The organism is Leeuwenhoekiella sp. H156 (genome assembly GCF_052218455.1).
GTDB classification, from domain to species: Bacteria; Bacteroidota; Bacteroidia; order Flavobacteriales; family Flavobacteriaceae; genus Leeuwenhoekiella; species Leeuwenhoekiella parthenopeia.
In genome coordinates this window covers 356,209-374,779 of record NZ_CP197499.1, presented here as the reverse complement: position 1 = coordinate 374,779, position 18,571 = coordinate 356,209, and the positions used below count along the sequence as shown (strand labels likewise).

Here is an 18,571-nt window from a genome sequence, read left to right as displayed (position 1 = left end):
ATAACCCAATAACCCAATAACCCAATAACCCAATAGCCCTATTCTTCCATTTCGAGTTTACTGAGCTTTTTATAATTGTCTTTGAGGCGTTTTAACAGGATACCATAGAGTAATTTGTAAAACAGCCAGATCACTAGCGTGAAGATTAGAATAGAACCGGTAAACGTAGCGATAATGCTTAAGGGTAGGTGTTTAGAACCATCGGGATCAATCACATACAGGCTGTCAAATTTAGGGTCATAAGCTGCGCTTGCCACAAAAACAACAATGCTTACCAGAATAACCATTGCCAGATTGTAGATCACGTATGCGTTAACAATTTTTCGCACTCTTAAGATGTTTTTCATCAGTTTTCGGGTGCTTGAAGTGGTTTCGACCTCTTTATACGTTTTATAAAAACAGTAGATAAAAAATCCGAGAACCGCGTATTGAATGATTGTTAGAACAATATCAAACTCAAGAAGGTGTAGCTCTTTAAATTTGTCAATTTGTTCTGCATTTATGCTTATGACATTGAGGAACGTCCAAAACACAAATTCCAAAATGGAAACATAGAGCAACCATTTCATCAGCGATGAGGAGCGTTTATGGGTCATTTTATATATGGAGTCTGTGCTCACTACGGGTAGATCGGCTTCCTGCCGCTTCCAGTCCTGTTTTAAAAATTCAAGTTCATCCATCGGGTGCTACACATTTAATAATTCTTTTAATTTGCTTTTCACGCGGTTCATCTTTACCCGCGCGTTAACCTCACTTATTCCCAGAGTTTCAGATATCTCACTATAGGGTTTGTCTTCGAGGTACAGGAAGACTAAAGCCTTGTCGATATCATTGAGTTGGCGTATGGCTGCGTACATTAACTTAAGCTGCTCTTCTACCGTATTATCATACTCGGTACTTGCGATTTTAAACATCACATTATCGTAGTCTGTAGTAGGTATACTGCGCTTTTTCTTGCGGTACAGCGTTATGGCCGTGTTGAGTGCCACCCGATACATCCAGGTACTAAACTTGGCATCCCCTCTAAATTTAGGGTAGGCCTTGAAGAGCTGTATAGTAATCTCCTGAAATAAATCATTATGTGACTCCCGGTCGTGCGTGTACAATCGGCAGATTTTATGCACGATGTTCTGGTTAGCCTCTAGCTGGGTTACAAATTGTTTTTCAAGTTGCGGATCCAATTTTGAATTGTTAGTTATGAAATTAGTATACCCGAGCTTAACATTGTTACAGCTAGTGCTAAAATATTGATAAAGATTAAGCCGTCTCTGCGCTGTGTCTTAACTTTACGATAAACTAACCGCTATGAATATCCCTGATTCTCAAAAGCCTCGCATCGTAATCATAGGTGGGGGATTTGGAGGAATGAACCTGATTAAGAAGTTAAAAAAAACAGATTATCAGGTCGTTTTACTTGACAAACGCAATTTTCACACCTTTCAGCCTTTACTCTATCAGGTCTCTACATCAGGGCTCGAGCCGGAGTCGATAGCGTATCCCTTGCGCAAAATTATTCGCAATCAAAAAAATATGCATTTCCGCATAGCGGAAGTGAAACGTATTGATACAGCGCTTAAAAAAGTACGTACCGATATTGGTGATATCTCCTACGATCATCTGGTGATTGCAACCGGCACCCGAACCAATTTCTTCGGAAACAAAACAATTGAAGAGAATGCAGTCTGGATGAAGAGTTTGCCACAGGCACTGAACATTCGCAGTTTGATGTTTGAAAATCTGGAAAAGGCAAATCGTACCAACGATCCTGTTAAGCGGAAGGAATTTCTAAGATTTGTCATCGCCGGTGCCGGCCCAACAGGGGTAGAGCTTAGCGGTGCGATTGCCGAACTGCGTTCTAACGTCCTACAGGCCGATTATCCGGATATGGACATTTCAGAAATCGAAATACATTTGATTGAAGGAGCAGACCGCGTATTGCCGCCTTTTAGTGAAAAATCATCTGCCAAAGCTCAAAAGTTTTTAGAGGATATGGGCGTAATCATACACCTGGAAACTTTTGTAGCCAATTATGAAAACAATCGTGTGACTACCAAAGGTGATCTTACGCTTGATACCGCTACCTTTATCTGGTCTGCAGGTGTAACCGGGGCATCTATTGAAGGTTTTGAGTCTACCTCACTTTTACCGAAACTCAACCGGTATAAGGTGGACGTATATAACAGGGTGGCCGGTTTTGAAGATATTTATGCCATTGGCGACATCGCCTTAATGGAGACCGAAGACTGGCCCAAAGGACACCCACAGGTGGCTCAGCCCGCCATTCAGCAGGGTAAAAATCTGGGCAAGAATTTCATCAATATGGAAAAGGGTAAAGACCTTAACCCTTTTGAATACTTTGATAAAGGCTCTATGGCGACCATAGGCCGAAACAAAGCGGTTGTTGATATTGGTAAACTGCAATTTGGGGGCTTCTTCGCCTGGTTTATCTGGATGTTTATTCACCTCTGGTTTTTGGTAGGTTTTAGAAACCGGGTGGTCACGTTCTTCAATTGGACCTACAGTTACATCAACTACGACAAGGCGGCGCGCTTAATCGTTCGGCCTTTTAAACAGAATAAAATCATTGCAGAAGAGGACTAGTATGTTTGTGTGTCAGGCTTGTGTCAGGCTGAGCCTGTCGAAGCCTTCTTTTCTTTATTAGAAATTATTTAAAGTCTTGCGGTATTTGAGCAGACTACTTTGTTCCGCGCTTCGAGATTTTTAATCAATACCTTCGGTAAACTCCTTGATTTCTCCAAATCGTGGACTTAGGGGCGAAAAGAACTGCGTGACCATACCGGTATGATTTTTATTCAGGATAATTAAGTCTGCTTCGGGCTGGTATTCTTTCAGCTTTTGGTAAAACAAATCGTTGTAATAATACAGGGAAGGATAGGTCTTGGTGCCTAAAAACATCAGGATAGGCGGAGCCTTTTCGTCTAAATAATAAAAAGGCGAAGCTTTCTTCCATTCCTCCTTATTTGTGGTCCAGGTCACGTCGTAATAATCTTCAGCAGTAGGCGGATTTTCCTGAAGATACTCATACATATCAAGGCCTGCCGCATCGTCCAGAATGATTCCTTTAATATAATCGGGGTTGTTGAGATAGTCTGGGCTCATCGTAGCCAGAGCAACCAGATGGCCGCCTGCAGAATGACCCATAAGAAAAATCCGGTCGGGTTTACCACCATAGTTGGCGATGTTCTCGTGCGTCCAGCGTATGGCTTCAGCGATTTCCCGGGTCATCCCATCATAGTTCACATAAGGACTCAGCGTATAACCGGGCACTACCGCCACATAATCTTTACGCGCAAAATTGCGACCCACAACCGAATAGGTTTCTTTATTACCGCTATTCCAGTTTCCGCCGTGCACAAAAATCAATACATCGTGTGGATTGAGTGAATCTTTAGGCTTAAAAACATTGAGTTTGGGTTCTTCGGCAGAAGCGGTGTAATCACCTTTTATGTAGGTGATGTCTTCCTGCTTTACAGAAGCGCAGCTGGTGATTAAAACGGCTATGAGCAGATAAAATATTCGCATGGTTTAGAGTTGGTTTAAGATACTAACGTCGCTTTTCAGCTTTTATTCCCATTTTTCAATAACAAGATTGGAGGTGTGGTTATAGGGTGGTTAGCGAGCTTGTTTAGTTTTTTTAGTCCTGGCTACTTTTTGTATTTATCATTTAATCCGACACGTTTTTTAATCAATGGGATTGCCTTTTCGAGCCGGCTTAGACGGGTTTTCGGTTGTTTGGCAGCTGTTATATACTCGGCATATTCTTTTTGTAGACCGGGAGTAAGAGTATGAAATGCATCTTCTAAACCGAAATGAATGGCAAAAGCCTGCTTTAATTCATCAGGAAGAGCCACCTCACTGCCTGAAGATGCCGTTTTGATGTCAAGTCCCTTTTTCTGATTCGAAATCGCCTGTTTCAAAAAGTCTTTAAGCTGAACTTTATCAATATCAGAAATCCTCTCGTAACGCAGCTGTCTCAGTGCTTTGGTCTTGCCTTCCTGCGCATTAAAAAGCAATTTTTTTGGGTCTTGCAACAGGGCTCCGTGGAAAAACCAAACGCCAAAATGATTTTTAAACCGGGCGAGTCCTGCGACGTTTTTGCCGTTCAAAGTATAGACCGGACTGTTCCATTTAAAGGTTTCGGTGAGTTCGGTTTCCTGAAAAATAGCCCGAAGCTTTAAGAGGGCATCTTTAAACTCATGCTCCTCCTCAAAATAGGCCTTGATTTTGCTGGACTCGTTCATTTTTGGTTGAGAATTTTGGAGACTTTTTTAGCATAAAAAATTAACTATAAAATTAACTAAAACGCTCCTGTTAAATTTTAAAACGGAATCTTTTTCGTATTACATTAGTACTACTAATACGTGATCAAAATGGCACAAAACAAGTCTGCTAAAAAGGCTCCAGCAAAACAGGCAACCAAGCCTGCAGCTGTGAAACCAGCGAAGACTGCTTCTAAAAAGAAGTAATCTGAAATTATCTAAGGGCATCCAGGATGCAGCCGATATAAATTAAACGAAAGCCACTTAAAACGTGGCTTTTTTGTTTCTCGATATTGGGGATTAAAATATTCTTTGGCTTGCTTTATAATCGAAAGTTAAATCAGAATAATTTACTCCACCTCAGGCAAGGTAGCGCTTTTAAGGGCTCCTAAAATTCCCAGAACAGAAAGCAGCGCGATAATACCTTCTACCGAAACCAGCGATGCCAGAGCACTCAGGCCACCCGTAATGAGTAAGATAAAACCAATCAGCGTATTACTAACCGCCACATAATCGGTGCGGCGATTGCCCTGAGCCATATCTACGATATAGGTTTTTCGCCCCAGGCGCACACCCTGATGCGCAATTCCCAGAACAAAGAACGCCACGGGATACAGCCAGTTTTGGTCACGCCAGGCCGGTATAAACTGAATTATCGCAACGATCAATAGACCTAAACCTGCCGTTAAGGTGGCAGAATAAGTCATCACTTTTTTACTGGATTTATCGGCCATTTTACCCCAAACCGGCGCGCTAATGATGGAAGCCACGCCGTTGGCAATGATAAAAAGCCCCAGTAAGTAGGCTTCCTTACCCACATACCGCTGCGCAAGCAATACGTAATAGGGAGCCGTAAGGGCCGAACATAATAGTAGCGAACGCGTGATGACAAAATTGCGAAAATGTTTGTCTTCCTTCAATAAGCCCAATCGATCCCGGGCTTCTTTCAATCCATTTTTACCGCCATCGGTTTCTCCCGGATATTCTTTGATATTCGCATAAATAAGAGCAGCGATGAGCCATAAACTGGCCGCAAAGAAGATGAGGTAGCTGTAAAATTCGATGCCTACATCATCTTTCGATTTATAGAGGATAAAAAGTCCGGCAGCGAGTACCAGCGCTCCGCTCACCGATGAGGTGTAGCCCTTGAGTTTTCCGCGTTTGGTTTTGGGTATGGTTTTTCCCAGCACATCTTTGAATGCAATAGAGCACAGGCCTCGGGACAGGCTAAAGGCGATCAGACAGGCGATAATGAGCCAGCCGGCAAGTCTTCCTTCAAAAGATAAGGCTACAAAACCAATACCTGCGATGGCCAGAAATTGTAACAACGAACCCAATACCCAAACCATTTTCCGAACGGGACGTTTTCTGATGTAATGCGCAATAAACAATTGAGGCAGCATCGACCCGCTTTCGCGAATGGGCACGATAAAACTGATGAGCATCACCGGCGCATTCACATAACTCATCACCCATGTCAATACCGTTTTGGGATTGCTCAGGGTATCGCCCAGCGAAGTCAGCATATTGCTGATGAGAATCAGGAAATAATTTTTGGGTGTTTCCCGGCACGCCTGGTCATCAATGGCTTTACAGGTACGCGCGTCTTCTTCGTCGTTAAGGTAATCGTAGAGTTGTTCGAGATTGGTAGAGTGGTGGCTTGTGCTCATAGGGGGTGTGCAAAATCAAAGGAATCTAGTCTTTTGAAAGTTTTTTCAACCGCGACCAGGCACCTAGGCCAATAAAAAACGCTGCCGTAAAATTCAGATAAAAAGTTAAATCGAAACTTTCGTAAAGAGCCAGAATCACATTGGCAATCATTAACAGAAGGGAAATGCCTATAATTCTTTTGAAAAATCTGGGATTTTCAATCATTTGCTACTCTTTTAAAATCGGCCCTAAAACTTCCCAAACGTTTTCGGCTAAAATCTTATGCCCTTCGGCTGTGGGATGAATACCGTCATTTTGGTTGAGACTGGCGATACCGCCTACATCTTCAAGCAAAAAGGGGATGAGTGCAATATTGTTTTCTTCGGCCAGTTCCGGAAAAATTGCTTTAAAATCGGTGGTGTATTCGGTGCCCAGATTAGGAGGTAATTGCATTCCGGTAAGTACGATTTGTGCACCGGGCGCTTCGGTTTTTACTTTATCAATCATCCATTGCAGGTTTTCGCGTGTTTCCGCCACCGCCACTCCGCGTAGGCCATCATTGGCGCCCAGCTCGAGAACAAAAACATCCACATCCGGTTCGAGTACCCATTCGAGCCGGTTTCGGCCACCGGCCGTGGTTTCGCCGCTCAATCCGGCATTGATTACGGTATACTCCAGTCCCAGACTGTCTATTCGGTTTTGAATCAGTGCAGGGAAGGCATTATCAGGATTGTCGAGACCGTAGCCCGCAGTGAGACTGTCACCAAAAAATAAAATACTTTTTAAAGTGCTATCGGTTTCGGTCGTGGCCGTTTCCTCAGTTTGGTTGGTTTCGCTTTCGGTTGCAGACGCGTTTGAGTTGTCTTTACACGAATGCAGCACCATTCCGCCTAAAAAACAACAAAAGATTAACAGGGTTCGTACGCGGAGTCTATTCGTTATCACAAGCATTTGTTTATTTTGCTGAAAAGCCAAAACCTGCGGTTTGAGCCCAATTTTTCTGTCAAAACCACTTATACTATGCCTTTCATATTAGAAATTTCAAATTTAGAAAAAAGCTATACCAGTGGCTCCAAAAAGCTAAAGGTACTTGAAGATATTAACTTTAGTATAACAGAAAACGAAACATTTGCGATCGTGGGCCCTTCCGGAAGCGGCAAAACCACGCTTTTGGGATTGTGTGCCGGCCTCGATCGGCCAGACTCCGGTAGCGTGATTCTTAACGGGACCGAACTCAGCAGCCTTTCGGAAGATGAGCGCGCCATGTTGCGCAACCGCGATGTGGGCTTTGTGTTTCAGGATTTTCAACTCCTGCCCACGCTTACCGCTTTAGAAAATGTTGCAGTTCCGCTGGAATTACAAGGCGACGGGCAAGCCACAAAAAAGGCAGAAGCTTTGCTTCAAAAAGTGGGATTAGGGGACCGTGGCGATCATTATCCCACTCAACTTTCAGGAGGGGAGCAGCAACGTGTTGCCCTTGCACGGGCTTTTGCTAATGATCCCAAGATTTTATTTGCAGACGAACCCACCGGAAATCTGGATGCCGAGACCGGGGAGAAGGTAGTCGACCTGCTTTTTGAACTTAATAAAGAGCGCGGTACTACACTGGTGTTGGTAACCCACGATATGGAGCTGGCACGCAAAACCCAAAATATCTTAACAATCAGGGGCGGAAAAATTGCAAATCTCACAAGCGCGGCGGTATGAGTAAAAATCAGAAGATGACAGCGGGTGCGGCCTGGCTTTTTAAAATGGCCTGGCGCGATTTTAAAGCCAGTGCGGGTAAACTCAGTCTGTTTATGGTTTCAATCGTGCTGGGTGTTGCGGCTATTGTGTCTATTCAGTCGTTTGGAGAAACCCTGAAAGATAACATCGCGCTGCAATCTAAAGCCCTGATGGGTGCCGATTTTAAGATTGACAGCGATAATGCCCTGACCGAAGATGCCTTACAAATCGTAGATTCTCTGGGTGGCGCAGATGCGGAAGAAATTTCGTTTGCCTCCATGGCTTTATTCCCAAAAAACGGAGCAACCAAATTGCTTCAGGTACGTGGTATTAGCGAGGGTTTTCCATTTTATGGGGAAATCGAAACGCAACCCGAAAACGCCGGAAGAAACTATGCAAAACGTAACGGAGCCCTGGTTGATGCAACCGTGATGCTGCAGCTGGGTATTGAAGTAGGCGATACGGTAAAAATAGGGGAGGCGCGTCTTCCGGTAGTGGGCGAACTCAAAAATCTGCCAGGCAGTAATGCGGTGTTTAGCGCCATCGCTCCGCCTGTGGTGATTCCGTATTCCTACGTTGAACAAACCGGTTTGGTGCAGTTGGGAAGCCGTATTGATTATCAATATTATTTTAAGGCTCCAAAAGCCGATATGCAACTTCTTGAAGATAGGATAGGCGACCGCCTGGATGCCGCAGAAGCCGATCTGGACACCCATACTTCAACGAGCGATCGTCTGGGCAGGCGTTATGAGAACTTCGGAAAGTTTCTCAATCTGGTAGGTTTTGTAGCCTTGTTGCTGGGATGCGTGGGCATCGCCAGTGCGACCACCATTTACATCCGGGAGAAATTGCGTTCGGTGGCGGTTTTAAAATGTCTGGGCGCTACGCGAAAGCAGGCCTTTTTGATTTATTTGATTCAGATTGCGGCCATTGGTTTGCTGGGCGGAATTCTGGGTACCGCTCTAGGCCTCGCCTTACAGCAGTTGTTTCCGGTTTTGCTGGAAGGTTTGCTGCCGGTGGATGTCAAAATCACCTGGTCTGCACCGGTCATCGCGATGGGGATTTTTATCGGTATGTTTATGTCGGTGCTTTTTGCCCTGTATCCTTTGTTGAGCACACTCTATGTCTCTCCTTTACAAACGCTTCGGTTTACTGAGGATGCCGGCAGTCAATCGCGAAGTACCGCGATTTTGGTAAGCGGTATCATTCTGCTTTTTATCTTTTTATTTTCCCTGTGGCTGCTGGGTGATTGGAGGTATGCGCTGGCTTTTCTGGGTGGCATCGTCGTTACCTTTAGTATTCTGGCAGGAATCGCCCATCTTTTTATGCGCGTGTTGCGCCGTTATTTCCCTACCTCGTGGAGTTTTACCTCGCGCCAAAGTTTGCGCAATCTCTTTAGACCCCGCAATCAGACGGTGGTACTGATTCTGGCGATTGGCGTGGGTTCTTTTTTAATAAGCACCCTGTATTTTACCAAAGATATGTTGCTGGCGCAGGCCAATCTGGACAGCAGTGCACAACAGGCCAATATGATTTTGCTCGATGTTCAGCGCGATCAGATGCCTTTGGTGGCTCAAACGCTACGAGCAAATGATCTGACGCCTCTTGACGAAGTTCCTATCGTGACGATGCGGGTACATAGTATTAATGGTCGCGATGTCGCAGATATCAAAACCGATACCACCACCCAAATCAGCCGCTGGATTCTCAATCACGAGTTCCGCACCACCTATCGCGATTCGTTAATCGGCTCCGAAAGTCTTAAGGAAGGAAGCTTCACTCCCCGAATAGAAGATGGGACCGAGCCCGTTCCGGTTTCGGTGAGTGATAATTTTGCGCAGGATGCGGTTGTGGCTGTCGGTGACCGGGTAACCTTTAATGTGCAGGGCAGGCTTTTGGAAACCACCATAGGCAGCATCAGGTTGGTTGACTGGAGCCGTTTGCAGCTCAATTTTTCGGTGGTGTTTCCGGCGGGAGTGCTTGAGCAGGCACCGCAATTTGGTGTGATTACGACCCAGGTGCCCAATTCGGAAATTTCCGCAGCTATACAGCGTATTTTGGTTAAGGATTACGCGAATGTTTCGATACTCGATTTGCGCCAGGTGCTTAATGTGATTGAAGATTTGCTTACCAAAATCAGCTACATCATCAACTTTATGGCGTTTTTCAGCATCCTGATAGGGATCATCGTCCTGCTTGGAGCGGTGCGTACCAGTAAGTATCAGCGCATTCGCGAAAGCGTTTTGCTGCGTACGATGGGAGCCAAAAGCAAGCAGATTTTACGCATTCAGGGATTGGAGTATTTGTATTTGGGACTCTTGGGAGCACTTTCCGGGATTTTGTTATCGCTAATAGGAAGTCTTTTACTGGCGTATTTTGCCTTTGACACCACGTTTATCCCCAGCTGGGTGCCGTTTGGGATACTGTTGCCGGGTATTACCCTACTGGTTTTAATTATAGGCCTTACAAACAGCATCAGCGTTATAAAAAGTTCGCCTTTGGAAGTATTGCGGAAAGAAAGCCGATAGGTTTTTCAATCCTCAATCAAAAAACGGACTTTATCAGCAGGGCTTAAGTGGGCAATGTTGCCCATGATTTCGACCTTGTTGATACGTTTGAGTATCGTCTGTGGATCAAGCGGAAAAATACGTTCCAGGCCATCAAGATAGCTTACTTTAAAATACTTACTGTCTGTTGAAAAGCAAATGGCCACCCCGGGATTGTCAATAAAATCAAGGTCGAGAGCGATAAGCTGTTCACCGTGCTTATTAAAAACCGCTTTGTAACTCGCAAAGTAGTTGCCGTCAGGGCTTTCTACAGATTCCAGTTTTACCCCTTCCGCATCCGGAAATTGTGCGATGACCGCGCCATCTTTTGAGTGCAGGCTTTGTGCAAAGTGAAACCAGGTAAAGGGATCGTTATTTTGAGAATCATCGGGTGTGATGTAGTAAAACGAATCAAGAGACGAATTCCCCTGCTCACTGTCATCATTGCGCAATTCAATATAGGGAAATGCAGCTGTTTTGAAATAGTAAGTAGTTTGCGGCAAATCTTCCCGATACCCGTTTTCATAAGTGCTGCCAAAGCTCGCCACCCCTATGAGATCATCATCATTTAAAAGCGAAATTCCTCTCACCGGATATCCTTCTTCGGCCATAAGGATTGCGCGGTCTTTAAAGCGGTTCTTATCGGGGTTTGAGCGGTAAAAGGCGTTGTCTAAAACCGCTGTTTTGCCGTTAGCCGAACCCAAAACCGTGTAGGTACCATCATTTGAAATATCAATATCCTGAATATAACCGGTAAAGCCTACAAAACCCGGAAGTAGAACGTGTACCCGGTTGATGTAGAAATCTGCCGTTTCTATAAAATAAAGTTGGGTGAATCCTACGGCATTGCTTGAAACCGCAAGTATAGCAGACTCATTTTCAGAATCGATATACAGATCTGATTGATTGCTTAGATAATTGTCTTTTGGTACCGTATTTAAAATGGAATCGGTAAGTTGTAAAACCCGGGATTCAAAGGGAGTACGGGCAACACGGGGTGCGCTGTTTTCCATACTTTCAAAATCGGGCAAATCGTCTGTTTGCTCCTGATAAAACCCATAGCCGCTGTAAAATACTTTAGTGATTAATTCTCCGGCTTCTGCTGTTGGAAAGTCGTTCTCCTGGGCAAAATTCCAGGCATATTCTGCTAATCTTAATGACCTGGTGGGATCTTCGGTGAATTGAGCCTGTGCATTCGCAAGGTAACTGGATAGCAAGGCTCTGTTTTTTTGGTTCACCGCATAGAACAACGCGATAATTACAGCAACAAGCAGGATGCTCAAAACACTTATGGCGGCGTTCCGTAGGCGTACTGTGCGCTTGTGTTGTTTTACCGCTTCACCCACCATATCGCCAATAGATTTACCGTGCAGGGTAGCGGCGAGTAAAACCACGCGGTTTTTAAATTCGGGATTTTCCAGAGTTAGTTTTTCTTTGGGTCCCAGATTCCTGAAATCAACGTAAAAAGGCTCGCCATTAAAAGCCCCCGAAAGTACCTTGGGAATAGCCGTGGTTACATTCCAGTCAAAATCATTGGTGCTCTCGTCCCACAAAATTTCGCCCTGCGTCAAAACAATCAAAAAGGTATCTATTGACTTGTGATCCCTCCACCATTCGGCTTCCCGTGCGCACCATTTGGATTGTGCATATTTTTCGCAAGCCATACAAATAAAGTATTCCGACTCTTCAAGCCCTGTTCTAATCTTTTCGCCCAGATCGGCAGCTGCCGAAAGATCATTTGCATCTCTAAAAATCTCGAGCGCCCGACGCTTGAAGGTAGGTTTTGCAAATTTCTCCAGCGCTTTTTCGAGGCTGGTGCCCAAATCGGTGTCCTGACTGTGGCTGTAAGACAGAAAAGCTTTGTATTTCATAAGATGGGTTTAAAGCTCCGATGATTGGAAGTCAGGAGTTCGATACACTACGAAAGTTAGCTTTTATTTGTAAAATATTAATTATCAAAGAATTGTATTTTTCAGGGAATGGAGTGGCTGTGTACGAAGTGATGTACTCAAACCTGAGTATCCGGGTTTTTTAATAATACGATGAATTATAAGTTCAGTAAGTAGGCATAGACTACGTACCAACAAAACCGGAAGGATTGTTTTATGCAGTTCAATCGCTAAAGCAGTTATAGTACATCCCAATTGCATAAAATGAATTCGCTTGTGCCGTTTGAGATTCTGTTGTTATGTTTTGCTGGGTCGATACCAGTAGCCCGAAACAGCCGAAACCGCATCAAAATTCACCCTTTTAGGTATTTAGGAATGAAGCTCGTTAAAAGGCTGGTCTTTAACCCTTATCCTTTAAAATTGCGGCTTTGGCTTCTTCCAGATAGTTTCGGCCAATGGTGTAGCGCTTGTTGGCAATTTCTACACTGTTGCCTTCAACCGTATCAACCCGGTTGATGTTTGCGGTGTAGGAACGGTGAATGCGTATAAACTGACTTGCCGGTAACTCGTCTGTAAAACTGCTCAGGGTTTGATGTACTACGTAGTTGCCTTTGGTCGTGATGATTTTAATGTAATCTTTAAGGCTTTCGACCAAAAGAATATCATCAAAATAAACCTTCTTCATTTTCTTCTTGTCAATTTTGACGAAAATGCTGTCTTCATCTGAGGTTACAACAGGTTTAGACTGGTCTTTTACCCGTGCCACAGCCTTGTTGGTTGCTTTCAAAAACCGCGGAAGGGATATGGGTTTAACCAGATAATCCAGCACTTCGAGCTCAAAACCTTCAACTGCATATTCCTCGTGGGCCGTGGTGAGAATCACCATAGGTTTTGCGTCCAGGCTTTTAAGGAAGCTCAGGCCGTCTATTACCGGCATATTGATATCCAGAAACAGCAGATCTACTTCATTTTTTCGGATGAAATCCAGACTTTCAATCGCGTTGTCAAAGGTTTTTACGACTTCGAGACCCGTTAGTTGCGCAATATGATTTTTAATCACATTGATGGCCAGGGGTTCATCGTCGATGATCACACATCTCAGGTTCATGATAAGTTTAATTTTAAGTGTACGTGATATTCACCGTCGGCTTCAAAAATATCGAGTTGATATCCTTCCGGGCCGTAGCCCAAGTTAAGGCGTTTTAATACATTCTCAATGCCTATGCCGCCGGCTTTGTTGAGGTTGTTCTTCAATCCCTTTTGCGGCAGGGTGTTAGTCATTTTAAAAACAAGCTGGTCTTCTTCAATTTGAAGTTTGATGCTGATGTGTACCTTGCCCGTGTTTTTCCCGGCACCGTGCTTAAATCCGTTTTCAATAAAATGAATAAGCAGCATAGGTGCGATTTTTCGGCCTTTGGGATTTCCGGTGATTTCAAATTCCAAATCGAGTTTGTCGTTGTAGCGTATGCGCTCCAGATCCAGATAATTCTGAATAAACTTAATCTCTTTGGTAAGCGGTTGCCGGTTTTGCTTGGTTTCGTATAACAAATACCGCATCAGGTCTGAAAGTTTTAAAATGGTATCGGGAGTATTTTCAGATTTCTCAAGACTCAGCGAATAAATATTATTTAAGGTATTGAAGAAAAAATGCGGCGAAATCTGAGAACGCAGAAAGCGTAGTTCGGTCTCCAGCTGTGATTTGGCCAGGTTTGAGGCCAGCTGGCGCTCCCGCATCCAGTCGATAGTGATTTTAATGGCGGCTACAAAGGAGATCACATAGAGTTCGCCCAGCATCATCACCACTACATAATTGAGGTTGAGGCTGGTGGTTTCTTCAGGGCCTTCGGGCCAGACGTTGTTACTGATTAAAAAATAGGTGAGTTCATACTTAATGATCACCATTAATAGGATGGAGCAGAACAGGCTTACGGTAAAGAGAATATACTTTCGCCGGTAAATAAACGTGGGGATGAGCACATAAATCGTAAAATAGGTGAGCGTCATGTGAATGGGAAACCCCAGTAAATTGGCCTTAAAGGAATAGAGATAATCGTTGTAATAACTTCCCCATCTCAAAAAATTAAACAGGAAATAGCACAGCCAAAAAATTGCGTGATGGGTAGGGTTAATCTTGTAACCCGTGGTGCTGTTAATTTTAAAGCTATTTTTAAATGTGGTTGTAAGAGGCATAAAGTGTCAGAGGACTTTTTGGCTGTTTAGCTTTTCAAAACTGTTGTTTGTCTAATAAAAGATTAAAACCGCGATAATATATCACATATTTATTAAAAATCTTAACAGATGATGCTCCCAAAGCTTAATCCTAACGCAAAACACGGCTGTAAAATTATCCTTTTAGGATGCCTTGCCGTGTTTTCTTCCTGTAAAAAAGAAAAGTCGGCTGAGGTTACTCCTCAGGTTCAAGAAGAACGTATGCTTACGGGCTACGCAGATCCCTTTATTGGGACCGGTGGCCACGGCCATACCTATCCCGGTGCAACCGTTCCTTTTGGGATGGTGCAGGTAAGCCCCGATAACGGGCGTAACGGCTGGGACTGGTGCTCGGGCTATCATTATTCTGATTCTCTAATTTCGGGTTTTAGCAATCTGCATTTAACCGGAACCGGTATTGGCGATCTGGCCGATATTTTATTTATGCCTGCGGCGAAAGAACTCGATTTGACCGGCACTTATGAAAATCCACAGGACCGGCCGTATGCTTCCAGTTTTTCGCATAAGCGCGAAAGTGCAGAACCGGGCTATTATATGGTTTATTTGCAGGATCCGCAGGTTAAGGTGAGTCTAACTGCGACGCAGCGTACGGCTTTTCAGAAGTACAATTATGAGGGTGCCGGTGAAGCTTCGGTGGTGCTCGATCTGGGTTTTGCCATCAACTGGGATGCACCGGTTGAAACTGCCATTGAGGTAGAGGATGCCATGACCATTAGCGGATACCGGTACAGTACGGGTTGGGCGAAAAATCAAAAAGTGTTTTTTGTGGCCGAATTCTCAAAGCCTATTGCCCGCTATAACTTATTTAAAGATCAGCAGAAATCAGAAGCCGGAAAGGTTACCGGAAAGACCACGGCGGGTCAGTTCTTTTTTGATATAGACGGAAGCCGCGACGTGACCGTAAAAGTTGCGGTTTCTTCAGTAAGCATTGCCAATGCCAAAGCCAATCTGAAAAGTGATCGGGATTTGGATTTTGAAACGGCAAGGACCGAAGCTAAAAAAGCCTGGAACCAGCAACTGAATAAAATAGTGGTGGAAACTCCGGTAGATTCCTTAAAAACGATTTTTTATTCGGCATTATACCATACGCAAATCGCTCCCGTAACTTTTTCAGACGTTACTGGCGAATTCCGTCTGGAAAACGACAGCATTGTCAAAGCCGATTATACAGCCTATTCAACCTTATCACTTTGGGACACCTTCCGTGCAGAAAACCCGTTGCTTGCTTTGTTGGAACCCGAAAAAGTTAGCGACATCATCAACTCGATGCTCGCGTATTATTCGGTACATAAAAGCCTGCCGGTGTGGACGCTCTACGGCAATGAGACCAATACGATGACCGGTAACCACGCGATTCCGGTAATAACCGAAGCTTATTTTAAAGGCATTACAGGTTTTGATGCCGAAAAAGCGTTTGAAGCGATGAAAAACACCCAGATGCGTGATGCACGCGGACTTCAGTTTTTAAAGGAGTATGGGTATATTCCGTATGACAAAATAGACGAGTCGGTCACCTTTACGCTCGAGTATGCTTACAACGACTGGTGTGTGGCGCAAATGGCCAAAGCTTTAGGCCGCGAGCAGGATTACGCATATTTCTTAAACCGCTCTAAATCCTACGAAAAACTGTACGACTCCGAAACCGGCTTTATGCGTGGCAAATCGGCTGCCGGAAACTGGCACGAGCCTTTCGATCCTAAATTCAGCAGACACCGTGACAACACTGATTATACCGAAGGTAATGCCTGGCAACACTCCTGGTTTGTACTTCACGATACCGATAATTTTATCAAACTGCACGGAGGGGAAGAGCCCTTTACCAAAATGCTTCAACAGCTGTTTACCGAAAGTTCTGAAATCACCGGGGATTATATTTCCAATGATATTTCGGGACTTATAGGCCAGTATGCGCACGGTAACGAACCCAGTCATCACATCGCTTACCTGTTTAACCGCGCCGGGAAACCCTGGCTTACGCAATACTGGGTTCACGAAATCTTAAAAACCCAGTACAACACCACGCCAAACGGCCTGAGCGGGAATGAAGATGCCGGCCAGATGTCTGCCTGGTATGTATGGAGTTCAATGGGCCTGTATCCCTTCAATCCGGCCAGTGCTGCATATGAAATAGGCAGTCCGGTTTTTGAGAAATCGGTTATTTCCCTGCCAAATGGAAAACGTTTCAGCATAGAAGCTAAAGGGGTTTCAGAAACCCATTTCTACATTCAGTCGGCTACCCTAAACGGAAAACCTTTTAATCAAACCGGCATTACCCACGAGCAACTAGTGGCAGGAGGAGAACTCGTGCTGACTATGGGTGCAGAGCCCAATAAAACCTGGGGTGTAAAGCAGGCCAATTAGTATGGAGTTAATAGACGTTGTAATTATTGCGGTTTACCTGTTGCTTACCATAGGCATCGGGATTTATGTAGCCAAAAAGGCTTCCAAAGGTCTGGACTCCTATTTTTTGGGCGGAAAAAGCATAAAATGGTATTATCTGGGGCTGAGTAACGGCTCGGGGATGTTTGACGTTTCGGGCACTGCCTGGATGGTGGGCATTCTGTTTTTATACGGGGTCAAAAGCTTTATGTTTATGTGGATCTGGCCCATCTTCAATCAGGTTTTTGTGATGATGTTTCTGGCCGTCTGGATACGCCGCTCCAATGTGATGACGGGTTCTGAATGGATTCTCTCGCGCTTCGGGGACGACAGGGCCGGTCGTGCCTCACACCTGATCGTGGCGATTTTCGCCGTGGTGGCATCGGTAGGTTTTATCGCCTATTTCTTTGAAGGCGCCGGTAAGTTTATGACCGTGATTTTGCCCTGGGACGCCAGTTTAATACTAGGTGATTTTACGCTGCTTAATGCCGAACAGGTTTATGCCCTAATCCTCATTCTATTAACCACGATTTACACCATTAAAGGCGGAATGTTCTCCGTAGTTTCTACGGAAGTATTGCAGTTTGGGATCATGGTGCTGGCCGGGATTCTGGTAGCAGGCTATACCTTTTTCGCCTTTACCGACACTGAAATTCAGGCCTTGATTCCTGCCGAATGGAAAAATGTGGTGTTCGGCAGCGAACTCACCGGTTTCTGGGCAGGTGACTATGAAAATTTTAACCGGCTGATCGATACACAGGGTTATAAAATGTTTGGTGCTTTTGTGGGGATGAGCCTGTTTAAAGGTTTTTTCGCAAGCATCGCCGGGCCTACGCCCAGTTACGATATGCAGCGTATCCTCTCAACCCGCACCGCAAAAGATGCGGCCTATATGAGCGGCTTTACCAATCTGGTTTTGTTCATTCCCCGGTATTTGCTTATCGCCGCCATTGTGGTTTTGGGATTGGTATACATCGCTCCCGAACTGGCTAAAGCCGGTGAGATTTCAGGAAATGATCTGGAGGTAATCCTTCCGCAGGTGATCAACAACCACGTACCTGTGGGGATTAAAGGCCTGCTGCTTGCCGGTTTGCTTGCGGCATTTATGTCTACCTTTTCGGCTTTTGTGAATGCAGGGCCTGCTTATATTGTAAACGATATTTATAAGAAATACTTCAAACCCGTAGCCACAGACCGGCATTATGTAAAGGCCAGTCACGTGGCTTCTTTTGCAGTCGTAACCCTTGGGGTTATAATGGGCTTTTTTGCAGACTCCATCAACTCCATTACGCTCTGGATTACGAGTTCGCTGTACGGGGGTTATGTGGCAGCCAATTTCCTCAAGTGGATCTGGTGGCGCTTTAACGGTTGGGGCTATTTCTGGGGAATGCTTAGCGGGCTGATTGTGGCCACCCTGCAATATGTGATTGATCAGGGCGCTTCAACCTATGTCGAGGGCAGCTTTTTATACTGGTATGCCCACGTGCCTGTTATTTATTTGTTTCCGATAATTCTGGGCTTTTCCTTGCTGGGCGCGTTTCTGGGAACCTATCTTACGCCTCCCACGGCGGCTGCAACTTTAAAAAGTTTTTATACTTCGGTGCACCCCTGGGGCTGGTGGAAACCGGTTCGGGAGCAGTTAACGGCCGACGAGGCGATAGAAAAAAATACCGATTTTGGCCTCGATATGCTCAACTGTCTCATCGGGATTGTTTGGCAATCGAGTATGATCGTACTGCCTATTTTTCTGGTGGTGCGCGATTACGAAAAAATGGCCTGGAGCCTCCTGATTTTCGGTGTAACGACCCTGATTTTAAAATTTACCTGGCTTGATAAAGTCAAAAAACTAACTACTTAATTTAAAGAAATACGA

14 protein-coding genes are annotated in these 18,571 nt (G+C 44.7%); 5 read left to right on the top strand and 9 right to left on the bottom strand.

The genetic code is table 11. The features are described 5' to 3' along the window. Nucleotides 1–38: 38 nt before the first annotated feature. Both ACSSS3_RS01505 and ACSSS3_RS01500 read right to left on the bottom strand, forming a co-directional pair. Nucleotides 39–680 carry a hypothetical protein gene (locus ACSSS3_RS01505; protein ID WP_442846172.1) on the bottom strand — a complete coding sequence of 214 codons (642 nt, stop codon included), beginning with the start codon at nt 678–680 and terminating at the stop codon, nt 39–41. A 6-nt stretch (nt 681–686) separates the two neighbouring features. After that, on the bottom strand, nt 687–1,181 hold the full coding sequence (locus tag ACSSS3_RS01500) for an RNA polymerase sigma factor (protein WP_228230984.1): 495 nt from the start codon (nt 1,179–1,181) through the stop codon (nt 687–689). A 124-nt stretch (nt 1,182–1,305) separates the two neighbouring features. On the opposite strand from ACSSS3_RS01500, the gene ACSSS3_RS01495 reads away from it, so the two are divergent. Then, on the top strand, nt 1,306–2,601 hold the full coding sequence (locus ACSSS3_RS01495; protein WP_228230985.1) for an NAD(P)/FAD-dependent oxidoreductase: 1,296 nt from the start codon (nt 1,306–1,308) through the stop codon (nt 2,599–2,601). 120 nt (nt 2,602–2,721) lie between these two features. Here the strand turns inward: ACSSS3_RS01495 and ACSSS3_RS01490 are convergent, their stop codons facing one another. From ACSSS3_RS01490 to ACSSS3_RS01475, 4 genes are all read right to left on the bottom strand, one after another. Continuing rightward, a complete protein-coding gene (locus ACSSS3_RS01490; protein WP_442846171.1) occupies nt 2,722–3,543 on the bottom strand; it encodes an alpha/beta hydrolase in 822 nt (273 codons plus the stop codon). Between the two features lie 122 nt (nt 3,544–3,665). Then, complete coding sequence (locus tag ACSSS3_RS01485) at nt 3,666–4,262, bottom strand: YdeI/OmpD-associated family protein (protein ID WP_442846170.1); 597 nt, start codon at nt 4,260–4,262, stop codon at nt 3,666–3,668. Between the two features lie 368 nt (nt 4,263–4,630). Further along, entirely contained in the window at nt 4,631–5,950 is a 1,320-nt protein-coding gene (locus ACSSS3_RS01480; protein ID WP_442846169.1) for an MFS transporter, read from the bottom strand. 208 nt (nt 5,951–6,158) lie between these two features. Continuing rightward, a complete protein-coding gene (locus ACSSS3_RS01475; protein WP_442846168.1) occupies nt 6,159–6,881 on the bottom strand; it encodes an arylesterase in 723 nt (240 codons plus the stop codon). 69 nt (nt 6,882–6,950) lie between these two features. Between ACSSS3_RS01475 and ACSSS3_RS01470 the strand changes: the two genes are divergently transcribed. Both ACSSS3_RS01470 and ACSSS3_RS01465 read left to right on the top strand, forming a co-directional pair. Beyond that, nucleotides 6,951–7,637, top strand: a complete 687-nt coding sequence (locus ACSSS3_RS01470) for an ABC transporter ATP-binding protein (protein WP_442846167.1) — start codon at nt 6,951–6,953, stop codon at nt 7,635–7,637. Then, the gene (locus ACSSS3_RS01465; protein WP_442846166.1) at nt 7,634–10,183 is read left to right on the top strand and encodes an ABC transporter permease; all 2,550 of its coding nucleotides are present in this window, start codon (nt 7,634–7,636) and stop codon (nt 10,181–10,183) included. Before ACSSS3_RS01470 ends, ACSSS3_RS01465 begins: the two co-directional genes overlap by 4 nt. A gap of 5 nt (nt 10,184–10,188) precedes the next feature. On the opposite strand, the gene ACSSS3_RS01460 is transcribed toward ACSSS3_RS01465, so the two are convergent. From ACSSS3_RS01460 to ACSSS3_RS01450, 3 genes are all read right to left on the bottom strand, one after another. Continuing rightward, nucleotides 10,189–12,072, bottom strand: a complete 1,884-nt coding sequence (locus ACSSS3_RS01460; protein ID WP_442846165.1) for a TIR domain-containing protein — start codon at nt 12,070–12,072, stop codon at nt 10,189–10,191. A 418-nt stretch (nt 12,073–12,490) separates the two neighbouring features. Then, nucleotides 12,491–13,198, bottom strand: coding sequence for a LytR/AlgR family response regulator transcription factor (locus ACSSS3_RS01455; protein WP_442846164.1), 708 nt, complete (start codon nt 13,196–13,198; stop codon nt 12,491–12,493). Beyond that, nucleotides 13,195–14,280 carry a sensor histidine kinase gene (locus ACSSS3_RS01450; protein WP_442846163.1) on the bottom strand — a complete coding sequence of 362 codons (1,086 nt, stop codon included), beginning with the start codon at nt 14,278–14,280 and terminating at the stop codon, nt 13,195–13,197. The genes ACSSS3_RS01455 and ACSSS3_RS01450 overlap by 4 nt, the downstream gene beginning before the upstream one ends. Nucleotides 14,281–14,391: 111 nt before the next feature. On the opposite strand from ACSSS3_RS01450, the gene ACSSS3_RS01445 reads away from it, so the two are divergent. Both ACSSS3_RS01445 and ACSSS3_RS01440 read left to right on the top strand, forming a co-directional pair. Beyond that, nucleotides 14,392–16,680: a GH92 family glycosyl hydrolase gene (locus ACSSS3_RS01445; protein WP_442847382.1), complete on the top strand. Its 2,289-nt coding sequence runs from the start codon at nt 14,392–14,394 to the stop codon at nt 16,678–16,680. 1 nt (nt 16,681) lies between these two features. After that, on the top strand, nt 16,682–18,556 hold the full coding sequence (locus tag ACSSS3_RS01440) for a sodium:solute symporter family protein (RefSeq protein ID WP_442846162.1): 1,875 nt from the start codon (nt 16,682–16,684) through the stop codon (nt 18,554–18,556). Nucleotides 18,557–18,571: the final 15 nt, after the last annotated feature.

Bases quoted from the DNA above. Each gene is read 5' to 3' on its own strand.
- ACSSS3_RS01505 (WP_442846172.1), bottom strand. From the start codon at position 680: ATGGATGAACTTGAATTTTTAAAACAGGACTGGAAGCGGCAGGAAGCC.
- ACSSS3_RS01495 (WP_228230985.1), top strand. From the start codon at position 1,306: ATGAATATCCCTGATTCTCAAAAGCCTCGCATCGTAATCATAGGTGGG.
- ACSSS3_RS01490 (WP_442846171.1), bottom strand. From the start codon at position 3,543: ATGCGAATATTTTATCTGCTCATAGCCGTTTTAATCACCAGCTGCGCT.
- ACSSS3_RS01485 (WP_442846170.1), bottom strand. From the start codon at position 4,262: ATGAACGAGTCCAGCAAAATCAAGGCCTATTTTGAGGAGGAGCATGAG.
- ACSSS3_RS01480 (WP_442846169.1), bottom strand. From the start codon at position 5,950: ATGAGCACAAGCCACCACTCTACCAATCTCGAACAACTCTACGATTAC.
- ACSSS3_RS01475 (WP_442846168.1), bottom strand. From the start codon at position 6,881: ATGCTTGTGATAACGAATAGACTCCGCGTACGAACCCTGTTAATCTTT.
- ACSSS3_RS01470 (WP_442846167.1), top strand. From the start codon at position 6,951: ATGCCTTTCATATTAGAAATTTCAAATTTAGAAAAAAGCTATACCAGT.
- ACSSS3_RS01465 (WP_442846166.1), top strand. From the start codon at position 7,634: ATGAGTAAAAATCAGAAGATGACAGCGGGTGCGGCCTGGCTTTTTAAA.
- ACSSS3_RS01460 (WP_442846165.1), bottom strand. From the start codon at position 12,072: ATGAAATACAAAGCTTTTCTGTCTTACAGCCACAGTCAGGACACCGAT.
- ACSSS3_RS01455 (WP_442846164.1), bottom strand. From the start codon at position 13,198: ATGAACCTGAGATGTGTGATCATCGACGATGAACCCCTGGCCATCAAT.
- ACSSS3_RS01450 (WP_442846163.1), bottom strand. From the start codon at position 14,280: ATGCCTCTTACAACCACATTTAAAAATAGCTTTAAAATTAACAGCACC.
- ACSSS3_RS01445 (WP_442847382.1), top strand. From the start codon at position 14,392: ATGCTCCCAAAGCTTAATCCTAACGCAAAACACGGCTGTAAAATTATC.
- ACSSS3_RS01440 (WP_442846162.1), top strand. From the start codon at position 16,682: ATGGAGTTAATAGACGTTGTAATTATTGCGGTTTACCTGTTGCTTACC.